Consider the following 12,951-nt stretch of genomic DNA (forward strand, 5'->3'; position numbering starts at 1 on the left):
CATTCCTCCCCGTGATCGTTTCGCTACCTTCGATCGCGGGGAGGTACTTGCTTTGAGATCGATTTCCGAGCTGCTCGCCGGCAACGCCCGCGAGTTCGGTTCCAGGGACGCCTACAGCGACGACCGGAGGACCGTCACGTGGTCCGAGCTTTCCGGCCGCACCGGGCGGCTCGCGGCGGGGCTGGACGTGGAGCGCGGGGCGCGGGTGGCGGTGCTGCTCGACGACGGCGTGGACCTGGTCGAGGCGGTGTTCGCGGTGGCGCGGGCGGCCGCGGTCTGCGTGCTGCTCAGTCCACATGCGACAGCCGCGGAGCTGCGCGCGTTGCTGGCGGACTGCACGCCGTCGCTGGTGGTCACCTCGCTGGATCTGGTGGCGAAGCTGCCCGCCGGGCTGCGGGTGCTGACCGATGCCGAGGCGCTGGCGTCGTCGGGCGCGGGGCTGCCGCGCGACGACCTGGGTCTCGACGAGCCCGCGTGGATGCTCTACACGTCGGGCACGACCGGGGCGCCGAAGGGCGCGGTGTCGACCCAGCGGGCCGGGTTGTGGTCGCCGTCGACCTGCTACGGGCCGGTGCTCGGGATGTCCTCCGCCGACCGGCTGCTGTGGCCGTTGCCGCTGGCGCACAGCTGGGCGCACACGATGTGCCTGCTGGCCGTGCTGACGCTCGGCGCTCAGGCCCGCGTCTGCGGCCGAGTGTCACCGGCCGAGCTGAACCGCCTGCTCGCCTCGTACGAGCCGACCGTGCTCACGGGCGTTCCCACCACGTACCGGCTGCTGCTGGAGTCGTCGCCCGCTCCCGTGCCGTCGTTGAGGTTCTGCCTCACGGCCGGAGCACCGAGTGATCCTGGGCTGATCTCCGACGTGAGCGCGGCACTCGGAGCTCCCCTGCTCGATCTCTACGGCACCACCGAGACGTGCGGGGCGATCAGCATCGGGGCGCCGGCCGCGGGCGTGTCGGTGCGGATCGTGGACGGAGAGATCCAGGTCCGGTCGCCCGGCCTCTTCTCCGGCTACCACGGGCGGCCGGACGAGACGGCGCGGGTGCTGCGGGACGGCTGGTACCTGACCGGTGACCTCGGGCGGTTCGGCGAGGACGGCGCGCTGCACGTGACCGGGCGGGTCGGGGACCTGATCATCCGTGGCGGGCAGAACGTCGACCCGGTGGAGGTCGAGTCCGTGCTGCTCGGGCTGCCGGGGGTGCGGGACGCGGCCGTCGTGGCGCGGCCGGACGCGGTGCTCGGCGAGGTGCCGGTCGCGTTCGTCGTCGGGTCCGCCGACGGCGCCGTGCTCCTGCGAGCTTGTGCGGAGGTGCTGTCGGCGCACAAGGTTCCGGTCGAGGTGCGGTTCGTGGACGCCGTTCCCCGCACCGGATCGGGCAAGGCGCGGCGGAACGTGCTGCGGGCCGCCGCGGTGCCGTTCGCCGGGTCGTTCTCCCGGCTCGTGCTGGACGAGGTGGCGGCGTTCGGCGTCGCCGGCCTGGACATCGCGTTCGCCGACGCCGGGATGACGTCGGCGGACGGCATGACGTTGCGGCATCGGCTGAGCGAGCGGACCGGGTTGCCGCTGCCGGCGACCCTGGTGTGGGACCACCCGACGCCGGCCGCGGTCGCCGCGCACTTGGAGTCGTTGCAAGGCGGCGGTGCCGTCGTGCCCGACGCCGGCGCGGGCGGTGGGGCCGAGCCGATCGCGATCGTGGCCGTGGGGTGCCGTTTTCCCGGCGGGGTGAAGTCGCCGGAGGACCTGTGGCGGCTGGTCGCGGACGGGGTCGACGCGACCAGCGAGTTCCCGGCGAACCGCGACTGGGACACCTCGCTCTACGACCCGTCGCCCGACTCCGTGGGCACGACCTACGTGCGCCGTGGCGGTTTCCTGCACGACGCGGCCGATTTCGACGCCGGGTTCTTCGGCATCTCACCGCGCGAGGCGGTCACGATGGACCCGCAGCAACGGCTGCTGCTGGAGGTCGCGTGGGAGACGGTCGAGCGCGGCGGGATCGCGCCCACCTCGCTGGCCGGGACCGACACCGCGGTCTTCGTCGGGTTGATGCACAACAACCACGCAGGGCGGGTGGACGGGCACGGCATCGAGTCGCACCTCGCCCTCGGTTCGACGGGCAGCGTGGCGTCCGGGCGGATCTCCTACGTCCTCGGGCTGCGCGGGCCGTCGATGACGATCGACACCGCCTGCTCGTCGTCGCTGGTCGCCATGCACCTGGCCGCCCGTTCGCTGCGGGACGGCGAGTGCTCGCTCGCGCTGGCCGGTGGCGTGACCGTGATGGCCACGCCAGGGCCGTTCGTCGCGTTCAGCCAGCAGCGGGCGCTGTCACCGGACGGCCGGTGCCGGTCGTTCTCGGCTTCGGCGGACGGCACCGGGTGGTCCGAGGGCGCCGGTCTCGTGCTGCTGGAACGGCTTTCCGACGCGCTGCGGCTGGGGCATCCGGTGCTCGGGGTGCTGCGCGGGTCCGCGGTGAACTCCGATGGCGCGTCGAACGGGCTGACCGCGCCGCACGGGCCCGCCCAGCAGGCGGTGATCCGTGCCGCGCTGGCCGACGCCGGGGTGCGCGGGTCCGATGTGGACGTAGTCGAGGGCCACGGGACCGGGACGACGCTGGGAGATCCGATCGAGGCGTCCGCGCTGGTGTCGGTCTACGGTTCGGGGCGCGCACGGCCGTTGTGGCTCGGGTCGGTCAAGTCGAACATCGGCCACACGCAGGCGGCGGCCGGGATCGCGTCGCTGATCAAGGTGCTGTGGGCGATGCGGCACTCGGTGCTGCCTCGATCCCTGTACGCCGACACGCCTTCGCCACACGTCACGTGGTCCGGTGTGCAACTGCTGGCTTCCTCGGTGCCCTGGCCTGGTGACCGGCCTCGGCGTGCGGGCATCTCGTCGTTCGGGATCAGCGGCACGAACGCGCACGTGATCGTGGAGGAGCCGCCCGCCCGGCCGGTTCAGGCTCCCGGTGTCGGGTCTGCTCCCTGGTTGGTCAGCGGGGATGACGACGAGGGGTTGCGGGCGCACGCCGCCGCGTTGCTCGGCGTCGAGGGGTCCTCTGTGGACATCGCGTTCTCGCTCGCCACGTCCAGGGCTCATCTGGCTCGCCGGGCGGCGGTGTTGTCCGGCTCGGTCTCGGCGTTGCGCGACCTCGCGGCCGGCGTGCCCAACCCGTCTGTAGTCGTCGGTACCGTGCAACGGTCCTCGCTCGCCTTCCTGTTCACGGGACAGGGTTCCCAGTCACCGGGGATGGGGGCCGACCTCGCCGCGTCGTTCCCGGTGTTCCGCAGGGTGTTCTCGGACGTGTGCTCGATGTTCGACCTTCCGCTGGAAGAGGCGATCGCCGGACCGCTGGTGGACTCGACCGAGTACACCCAGCCCGCGCTGTTCGCCTACGAGGTGGCGATGTGCGCGCTGCTCGACTCCGCGGGCGTCCGCCCGGCCGCGGTGGCGGGCCATTCCGTCGGTGAGCTGGCCGCCGCCTGCGTGGCCGGCGTCTTCTCCCTGGCCGACGCCGTGCGCCTGGTGACGGCCCGAGGCCGGGCGATGGCGGCCCTGCGCGGCGGCGCGATGGTGGCGGTGCGCGCCGATCCCGTTGAGGCACAACGGCTGGCGGACTCCCTCGGCGTCTCGGTGGCGGCGGTGAACGGGCCTCGTTCGGCCGTTCTCTCCGGCCCGGCCGCCGCGCTGGCCGACGTGCCAGGACGCCCGCTCGGCACCTACGCGTTCCACTCCGCTCTGCTGGACGACCTGCTGGACGAGTTCCGGTCGGTGGCCGAGTCGATCACGTACTCGGTGCCGCGGATCCCGTTCTTCTCGACCCTGACCGGCGCTGCGGAGACCTCGGCCGTGGCCGCCGCCGGCTACTGGGTGCGGCAGGCCCGCGAGACCGTGCTGTTCGCCTCCTCGATCCGCGCCCTCTCGGCGTTCGGTGCCACCGCGTACGCCGAGGTGGGCCCGTCCGCCACCCTCGCGCTGCTGGCGCAAGAGTCCGCATCGGGGACGTTCGTGGCACTGTCCGACGGCGTTCTCGACGGGCTGGCGACCTTGCACGTGCACGGAGTCCCGGTCGACTGGAGCGCCGCTCTGCCCTTGGCTCGACGCTGCGACCTGCCTACCTATCCGTTCCAACGCGAGCGCTACTGGCTCCCGTCCGGCACCACCCCGTCCGGGCCGGTGCTGTCCGCGGTCCGCTCCCCGTGGCTGGCCGACCACCACGTGGGCACGGACGTGCTGGTGCCCGCCACGGCGTTCGTCGAGATGGCGTGGCAGGCGACCGGCGACCGCCTGGACGACTTCGTGGTGCACGAACCCCTGGTCCTGGACGCGGACGTCGAGGTGCAGGTCCTGGTCGACCAGGAGCGGACCGTCAGCATCTGGTCCCGCTCGGCCTCGGGCTGGACCCGTCACGTCTCCACGACCGCCGTTCGCGCGCACGGCCCGGTGCACTCCCCTGCCGCCTGGCCTCCTCCGGGCGCCACACCGGTCCCCGTCGACTACCCGGCCCTGGCCGCCCGCGGCTACCACTACGGCCCGGCTTTCCAGGGCGTCACGGCGTTGTGGCGGTCGGACGACTCCGTGTTCGCCGAGATCTCCCTGCCCGGCGGCCCGTTCCCCTGCGTGCTGGACGCGGCCCTGCACGCCTCCCTGCTCGCCTCGGACACCGCCGACGTGCGCGTTCCGTTCGCCTTCAACGGCATCGAGCTCGTCCAACCGGACGCCACGGCCGTGCGCGCCCAACTGACCCGCACGGCGCCCGACACGTTCCGCGTCCTGGTGACCGACACGTCCGGAGGTCTGGTCGCCCGGATCGAGTCCCTGACCACTCGCCCGCTTCGGCTCGACGTGGTCCACCAGCTCACCTGGGTCCCGGCGTCCCCCACCCGCGTGGACGGCACGCTGCACGAGGCAACCGACGTGACGGCGACGTTGGAGCACCTCCAATCCTGGCTGGCGACGTCCTCCGAACGGCTGACGGTCGTCACCCGCAATGCCACCACGGCCGACCCGGACCTGACCGCCGCCGCGATCTGGGGCCTGGTCAGCAGCGCCCAGGCCGAACACCCCACCCTGTCCCTGGTCGACCTGCGCACCCCGTCCGCCACCCCGCTGGTCACCACCACCCCACGCCTGGCCATCACCGACTCGGCGATCCTGCAACCAGAACTGGCCTCGGCACCTCCACCCTCGGCCCCGCTCCCCGCGTTCGACGGCCCGGTCCTGATCACCGGCGGCACCAGCGCCCTGGCCGAACCCCTGGCCCGCTACCTGGCGACGAAGGCCCCGCACCTGGTGCTGGCGAGCCGCTCCGGCCGCAAGCCGGACTGGGCGGCCGACCTCCGCTGCCAGGTGTCGGTGGAGACCTGCGACGTCTCCGACCGCGACGCGGTCTTCGCCCTCGTCGCCACCCACCCGCCGTGCGCCGTCTTCCACCTGGCAGGCGTCCTGGACGACGGCCTCCTGACCTCGATGACCCCGGCCCGCCTCGCCGCCGTGATGTCCGTGAAGGCACAAGGCGCCTGGCACCTGCACGAGGCGACCGCCGCCCTCCCGCTGACGGCCTTCGTCCTGTACTCCTCGGCCTCAGGCGTGCTGGGCCGCCCGGGCCAGTCGAACTACGCCGCCGCCAACGCCTACCTGGACGCCCTGGCGCGCCACCGAACGGCCCGCGGCCTCCCGGCCCTCTCCCTCGCCTGGGGCCTGTGGGACACCGAGTCCGGCATGGGCGCGCAGCTACCGGCGGACGGCGTGGTCGCCATGTCCCCGGAAACCGGAATGGCCGCCTTGGACCGAGCCCTCCGCACCGCCGAGCCGGTCCTGGTGCCGATCCAACTGGCCCCCGCCCCGCCTCCCACGGCGGGATGGGACGACGTCGAGGCCGGCGTGCGCGCGACGGTGGCGTCGGTGCTCGGCTACCCGGAGGCGTCGGCGCTGCCCGCGGACAGGGAGTTCGGCGAACTCGGCTTCGACTCGCTGACGGCGTTGCAGGTGCGCAACCGCATCAACGCGGCCACGGGCCTGAAGCTGGCCGCCACCCTCGTGTTCGACCACCCGACCCTCCCCGACCTCGTCGCCCACGTGCAGGCGGCGCTGGCCGGCCGGCCCGCCTCGGGGATCGATCCAGACTCGCAGGCCCCCTGGGGGGATCGGGTCCCCACTCCAATCGTCTCAAGCAGGTCTGACAGTTTCGGCGGCAGCGAAGGCATCGGCGCCCTCTACCACCGCGTCCTCCACCGGCAAGGCCCGCGCGAGGCGATGGCCCTGCGCTACCTCGCCTCCTACGCCCTCCCCACCTCCACCACCCCACCCCGCCGATCCCCGCTCCGCCTCACCGAAGGCACGACCTCGCCGACCCTCGTCTACCTCCCGAGCTACCTCACCCCGCCCGACCACCTGCCCCTCACCCTCGCCAGTCACTTCGACAACGAGGTGCTGCTCCTGCCCTACCCCGGCTTCGACGACCCGGCCCTCCCCGCGGACGTCGAAACCCTCCTGACCCACCACGCCCAAGCGATCCCGAACAACGCAGTCCTCATCGGACACTGCCTGGGTGGAGTGGTCGCCCAAGCCCTGGCCGACCGGGTCAACGCGAAAGCCGTCGTCCTCATCGACACCGACGAAGGCGTCCTCACGAGAGACGACGAACGAGCCCTCGCCCTGATAGCCGCGGAAACCAGAATCCCGAACTACCTCCCCACCGACGCCGCGACCCTCGCCGGTGGCGGCTACGTGCGCCTCTTCGACGGCTGGCGCCCGCAGCCGTCCACCACGCCGACCCTCCTGCTCCAGGCAGGCCCGACCCCGGAGATGCGGGACGGGGACTGGCGAGCGAGGTGGCCATTCCCCTGCGACACCAGGCAAATTCCCGGCGACCACGACACCGTGCTCGCCGAACACGCCGCCACCACGGCCCAGGCGATCAAGGACTGGCTGGCTAGGCTCGGCTGATGGACACCAGCCGGCAGACGCGCGTGCACCAGGCGTTCGACGAGTTCTTCCAGTCAGGGGACGCGAACCCGGACTGGGTGCTGGACCTGTTCCACCGCACCGCGGCCACCGTGCCGGCGTACGCGAAACTCCTGCAGGCCAACGACATCGACCCTGCGACCATCCGGACGGAAGCCGACTTCCAGCGGCTGCCGCTGCTCGACAAGGCGAGCTACCACGAGCGGTACCCGCTGCCCGAACTCTGCCGCAACGGCGAGCTCACCGGCTCGGACATGATCGCGGTGTCGTCGGGCTCCAGCGGCAGGCCGACGGTCTGGCCGCGGGCGCTGGAGGACGAGCTGCACACCGCCAGGCGGTTCGAGCAGGTGCTGGTCGGCGGGTTCGAAGCCGACACGACCAAGACGCTGGCCGTGGTGTGCTTCCCGCTCGGCACGTGGGTGGGCGGGTTGTTCACGCAGGCCTGCGTGCGGCACCTGGCGGCCAAGGGGTGCCCGATCACCGTGGTGGCGCCGGGCAACAACAAGGCCGAGATCCTGCGCGTGCTGCCCGAGTTGGCGCCGCACTTCGAGCAGGTGGTGCTGCTGGGGTACCCGCCGTTCGTCAAGGACGTCATCGACAGCGGCACGGGCTGGGAGGCGTACCGGATCAAGCTGGTGCTGGCCGGTGAGGTGTTCAGCGAGCAGTGGCGGGACCTGGTGTCGGCCAGGGCGGGCATCGCGAATCCGAAGAAGGACGTCGCTTCCCTCTACGGCACGGCCGATTCCGGGGTGCTGGGGAACGAGACGGCGCAGTCGGTGAGCATCCGGCAGTTCTTCGCCGAGCATCCGGACGAGGCGCGCGAGGTGTTCGGGGACTCGCGGTTGCCGACGCTGGTGCAGTACGACCCCGGCAGCAGGTTCTTCGAGGTGCACGACGGCACGCTGGTGTTCACGGCGGATGGCGGGATCCCGCTGCTGCGGTACCGGATCGGCGACGAGGGCGGGATCTTCGGCCACGCCGAGATGCTGGAGATCTGCTCCCGCAACGGGTTCACCCCGCACGAAGGGCCGGAGCTGCCGTTCGTGTTCCTGTTCGGGCGGTCGTTGTTCACGGTGTCGTTCTTCGGCGCGAACGTCTATCCGGAGAACGTGACGGTCGGATTGGAACAGCCGGGCATCAGCGAGACGGTCACCGGGAAGTTCGTGATCGAGTCGGTCGAGGACGAGGATCGGGACCGGCGGCTGCGGATCACCGTGGAGGCCGCGCCGGGCGCGGAACCGGACGCGGGCGTGATCGCCGAGGCGGTCAGGACGCAGCTGCTGAGGCTCAACAGCGAGTTCGCGCACTACGTGCCCGCCGAACGGCAGCTGCCCGAGGTCGTGCTGCGGCCGCACGGCGATCCGGACCACTTCCCGGTCGGGGTGAAACACAGGTACACCCGACGAGCCTGAAATGTGCTTTTGCGCCACAGAGCAATAGCTTTTCGAAACATCCTCCCGCTGCTTAAAGTTGCGCCTGACCGAATTCCGGGGTGCGGTTAGGGAGGAAATATCTTGAGCATTGTCAGGCGCGTTGTGCTGGCGTTGATGCCACTCGCCATGCTGTTCACCGTGGCCATCGCTGCGCCGAGCGCGCAGGCGGAGGCACCGGCCGCCGAGGCCGCCGTCGTGGGCGCGGCGTTCGACTCGGAGACCGGTCAGGCGCTCGCCGCGTGGGACTGCAACACCGGCAACGTCTGCTTCTGGAACGGCTTCGGCGGCACGGGCGGCCGCTGCATGTGGGACGTGGCCGACTCGGACTGGACCGCCGGCGCCATCAAGTGCTCCTGGGCCACGACCAAGGAGGTCAAGTCGGTCTACAACCGCGGTACGTCCTCCGCCAAGGGCGTCAGGTTCTACCGCAACACCGGCTACAACAACTCGATCGGCTGCACGAAGCAGGGCCAGAAGGGTGACCTCGCGGGCACCTACCAGGTCCGCTCGCACCAGTGGGTGAGCACCAGCTGCGGCTGAGCCTGAAAACAACGTGAACCGGACGCGAAGACCCTGGTCTCGCGTCCGGTTTTCGTTGCGATAAATGGCGGAGTGACACGCCCAGTATCGTTATGCGCGGTGACCTGGCCTGGGGAGGTTGCTGTGTTGCGCATCCATTTTTCCGACGGTGATCTGGAGCGTACGCAGGTAGCGGAAAGGGTGGACCCACTCTGGGAAATGGTGTTCAGCTGGCTTCGGCTGACCGAGTTGGACAGCGGGTTGTTGTTGCAGCCGTGGCTGCGCGACATCCGCCGCAACGGCGACCGGCAGGTGATCACGTCGGGCGTCCGGATGCTGTCCGTGCTGGCCCCGAAAGGGCCGTACTTCCCCGACTTCCTCACGCCGCCAGAGGGGGCGAACGGACTGGGGAGCGCGCTCGCCGCGATCCGGTCGACGCCCCGGCAGCGGTTGCGGGAGGAGTTCGGGCGGCTGGAGGAGGTGCGTCCCACACCGTCGTGGACACGTCCTCTGGCGGCGGGTGACGGCGAGTCCCTGCTGGGCCTCACCGAAGCGCTCGCCCGCTACCACCGCGCGGTCGTCGAGCCGTACGCGGAGCTGATCGACGAGGCCGTCGAGACGGACCGCGTGCACCGCAACGGGCTCGCGTCCACGGTGGAGGGACTGCTGAAGGGCATGTGGCCGTTGATGAACTGGCGGCCGCCCGTGCTGGAGGTCCAGTACGCGCACGACCGCGAGCTGCACCTCGGCGGACGCGGTCTGCGGCTGGTGCCGTCGTACTTCTGCCGCCGGACACCCGTCGCGTTCGCTGATCCGGGTCTTCCCCCGACCGTGGTGTACCCGTTGCACCACGACTGGACCTGGCAGCGGCAGCTCGCGAGCGGGCGGCGCGACGAGAACGCGCTGTCGGCGTTGCTCGGCAGCACGAGATCGGCGGTGCTCGCCGCCATCGGCACCGGTGCCACCACGACCGAGCTGGCGGCACGCCTCGGCGCGTCGCCGTCCGCGGTCAGCAGGCACACGTCGGTGCTGCGGGAGGCGGGTCTGCTCACGACCGAACGGCAGGGGCTGTCGGTGCTGCACCAGCGCACGCTGCTGGGGTCGGCGCTGCTCGGCAAGAACTGAGTCGGCGGCTGCCCCTCCGCCGGTTCAGCGAGGGGCAGCCGCAGGCTCCCGCCGTGCTCGCCGCCGCGTCCACAGACCCACCACGCACGCCCCGAGAGCTCCGGCGGTGAGCAGCACGTGGAGCGCACCGCCGAACCGGGTCGCGAACGTCAGGTCCGTGCGCAACGGCACCGAGTCCGCCATCAGGTCCTCGGTGAACATGCCGGTCGACTTCACGACGCTGCCGTCCGGCCGCACCACGGCGCTCACGCCGCTGATCGCCGCCACCACGACCGCGCGGCCGTGCTCGATGGCGCGCAACCGGGCCATGGCGAGCTGCTGGTAGGTCATCTCGCCGCGCCCGTACCAGGCGTTGTTGGTCGGCACGACCAGCACCTGGGCGCCCTCGGCCGTGCTCTCGCGCAGCACGTAGTCGTAGGCGACCTCGTAGCAGATGCCGACGCCCACCTGGGTTCCGGCGACGTCCAGCACGCCCGGTGAGCTGCCCGCGACCAGGTCCGGCTGGTCGGCGAACGGGGTGAAGATCCGGGCCAGCGGGCGCAGCGGGATGTGCTCGGCGAACGGCACGAGCTCCTGCTTCGCGTAGGACTGGCCGGGGCCGGTCTTCGGGTCCCAGGTGATCACCGAGTTCTCGCCGTTGCGCAGGGCGCTGACCAGCGTCGGCACGCCCAGGTCGGCGATCGCGGCGTCGATCACCGGGTCGCGGTCGCGGGTCCGGGTGGCGCTCTCCGGCCACACCACCAGATCGGGCTTGGGCAGGGCGCCGCCGCGGATCAACGCGGTCAGCTCGGCGGTCTTGCGCAGGTGGTTGGCGCGCAGGGTGGCGTTCTCGGAGAGCAGGCCGAGGCCCACGTCCGGCGCGTTGCCCTGCACGACGGCGATGGTGCGTTGGCCGGTCTGGGCCTCAACGGAGATCAGCGGCGTCACGACCAGAGCGGCGACGACCGGCACGAGGGCCCACGCACGCGTCCACCGCGGCAACCACGCGGCCAGGCCGAAGCCGGTGAACACCACCGCGAACGTCACCAGCGGCGCGCCCCCGAGCACGGCGAGCCGCGCGAACGGGCCGTCCACCTGGCCGAACGCGACGCGGCCCCACGGGAAGCCGTTGAACGGGATCAGTCCGCGCAGGGTCTCCTGCAACACGAACAGCAAAGTCGCCCACACAGGTGCGGCGGGCAGAACAGACACCAACGGGAACAGCGCGCACACCCCGCTGATGAACAACGCCATCAGGGCGCTGAGCACCAGCCACGGCCACGGCCCGAAGTCGTTGCCCAGGAAGTGCTGGATCCACCACAGGTGCGGCAGGAAGAACGCCAGCCCGAACGCGAACCCGAGCCCGGCCGACCGCCGCGCACCGGCGCTTCGGAGCACCAGCCACAGCACAACGAACGCCGGCACGGCGAGCCACCACAGCACGCGCGGGGGAAAGCTCAGGGCCAACGCACCACCGGAGACCAGAGCCGCGCCGTAGCGCGCGAGGTCAAGCCTGCGCAACGGACACCCGAGCCCGGCGCAGGACCAGGTACGCGCCGCCGACCAGGGCGATCCCGACGACGTAGGCGGCCACGAGCTCCGGCACGCGCCCGGTGAAGTTGCCCGCGAGTGGCGGCACCACCAGCGCGAACACCCCGGCCAGCACGGCGGCACGGTCCCGCCACACGCCCTCGGGCAGGCAGGCGGCGAGCGGCACCAGCGCCCACAGCAGGTACCAGGGCTGCACCACCGGCCCCAGCGCCACGATCACGCTCATCATCAACCCCAGCGACGTCACCTCGGAGATCCGTCCGCGCAGCTGGCGGCCGACCAGCACCACCACCGCGCCCAGGATCAGCACGAGCCCCGCGATCCGTGCCGAGGAAATCATCGCCTGACCGGTCTGCGGGCCGAACACCGCACCCGCCAGATAGCCCGGCCAGTTCGTCGGCGCCATCCAGCTGTTCACCTTCGACGGCGTGCCGAGGGCCTGCACCCAGCCGAAACCGGTCTGCCCGGCCAGTGACGTCACGACCGAGACCACCACGAACGCGGCGAGCATCGCGAGCCCGGAGACGATCAGCCGGACCCAGCCCCCGCCGAGCCTGCGGGCCAGCGCGGTGCCGACGACCGCGAGCGCCACCAGCGCCGGCAGCTTGACCTGCGCGCCCAGTCCGATGAGGACGACTCCGGCCGTGTACTGCCACCAGCGAAGCTCGGGCAACGCGTGCAACGCCACGACAGTGCCCGACAGCATGAGGCCGAGCATCAACGCGTCGTTGTGGACACCGCCGATGAGATGCCACAGCACCAACGGGTTCATCACGCCCAGCCACAACGCCGCGCTCTCGCGCACCCCGGCCATCTCGGCGAGCCGCGGCACGGCCCACACGACGAGCAGCAGACCGGCGACGGCCGCGAGGCGGTGCAACCCGATGCCCGCCACGGGGTTTCCGCCGGTCACGCTGGTGATCGCCCGTTCGATCGTGCTGAACAACGGCCCGTACGGCGACGGCGTCTCCCGCCAGTACACGCCGACCCGCGCCACCGCCTCCGCGCTCGCACCCAGCGCCGGGCTGACCACGTTCGGGTCGAAGCCGCCCCGCGCCACCTCGCCCTGGGCCAGGTAGCTGAAGACGTCCTGGCTGAACAACGGCGGCGCGACCAGCAACGGGCCGCACCACCACGCCAGCGTGCGCCGCAGCCACGACGCGTCCGGCCGGGTGCGGCCGAGCAGCGCCCACGTCAGCACGACCAGCCCGGCACCCGCGATCGCCACGCCCAGCGCCACCGCGCCCGCTCTCGCGCTCACGGCCCAGGCACCGGCGGTGAGCAGCAGCGCACCGCCGAAACCCGTCCAGCGCAACAGCTCCGGAGTGTCGGTGGTCGTGGGACGGAGAGTGACGGTCTGCACGAGGAAGACAGTGCTTTCCGGAC

6 protein-coding genes are annotated in these 12,951 nt (G+C 71.7%); 4 read left to right on the plus strand and 2 right to left on the minus strand.

The window, feature by feature from the left end; genetic code table 11:
- Positions 1-52: 52 nt before the first annotated feature.
- The 4 genes from ACQEU1_RS05305 to ACQEU1_RS05320 all read left to right on the plus strand — a co-directional run bounded on the left by ACQEU1_RS05305 (position 53) and on the right by ACQEU1_RS05320 (position 10,035).
- A complete protein-coding gene (locus tag ACQEU1_RS05305) occupies positions 53-6,940 on the plus strand; it encodes a beta-ketoacyl synthase N-terminal-like domain-containing protein (RefSeq protein ID WP_433196796.1) in 6,888 nt (2,295 codons plus the stop codon).
- Positions 6,940-8,370, plus strand: coding sequence for a phenylacetate--CoA ligase family protein (locus ACQEU1_RS05310; RefSeq protein ID WP_433196798.1), 1,431 nt, complete (start codon positions 6,940-6,942; stop codon positions 8,368-8,370). Before ACQEU1_RS05305 ends, ACQEU1_RS05310 begins: the two co-directional genes overlap by 1 nt.
- Positions 8,371-8,472: 102 nt before the next feature.
- On the plus strand, positions 8,473-8,931 hold the full coding sequence (locus tag ACQEU1_RS05315) for a peptidase inhibitor family I36 protein (RefSeq protein WP_433196800.1): 459 nt from the start codon (positions 8,473-8,475) through the stop codon (positions 8,929-8,931).
- Positions 8,932-9,111: 180 nt separating this feature from the next.
- Positions 9,112-10,035: an ArsR/SmtB family transcription factor gene (locus ACQEU1_RS05320; protein ID WP_433196802.1), complete on the plus strand. Its 924-nt coding sequence runs from the start codon at positions 9,112-9,114 to the stop codon at positions 10,033-10,035.
- Between the two features lie 24 nt (positions 10,036-10,059).
- Here the strand turns inward: ACQEU1_RS05320 and lnt are convergent, their stop codons facing one another.
- Together lnt and mptB are read right to left on the minus strand one after the other, a co-directional pair.
- Entirely contained in the window at positions 10,060-11,535 is a 1,476-nt protein-coding gene (lnt, locus tag ACQEU1_RS05325; protein WP_433196804.1) for an apolipoprotein N-acyltransferase, read from the minus strand.
- The gene (gene mptB, locus ACQEU1_RS05330; protein WP_433196806.1) at positions 11,522-12,928 is read right to left on the minus strand and encodes a polyprenol phosphomannose-dependent alpha 1,6 mannosyltransferase MptB; all 1,407 of its coding nucleotides are present in this window, start codon (positions 12,926-12,928) and stop codon (positions 11,522-11,524) included. Before mptB ends, lnt begins: the two co-directional genes overlap by 14 nt.
- Positions 12,929-12,951 lie beyond the last annotated feature (23 nt).

This window comes from Lentzea sp. CA-135723, from assembly GCF_050936595.1.
Classification (GTDB): domain Bacteria; phylum Actinomycetota; class Actinomycetes; order Mycobacteriales; family Pseudonocardiaceae; genus Lentzea.

Bases quoted from the DNA above. Each gene is read 5' to 3' on its own strand.
- ACQEU1_RS05310 (WP_433196798.1), top strand. From the start codon at position 6,940: ATGGACACCAGCCGGCAGACGCGCGTGCACCAGGCGTTCGACGAGTTC.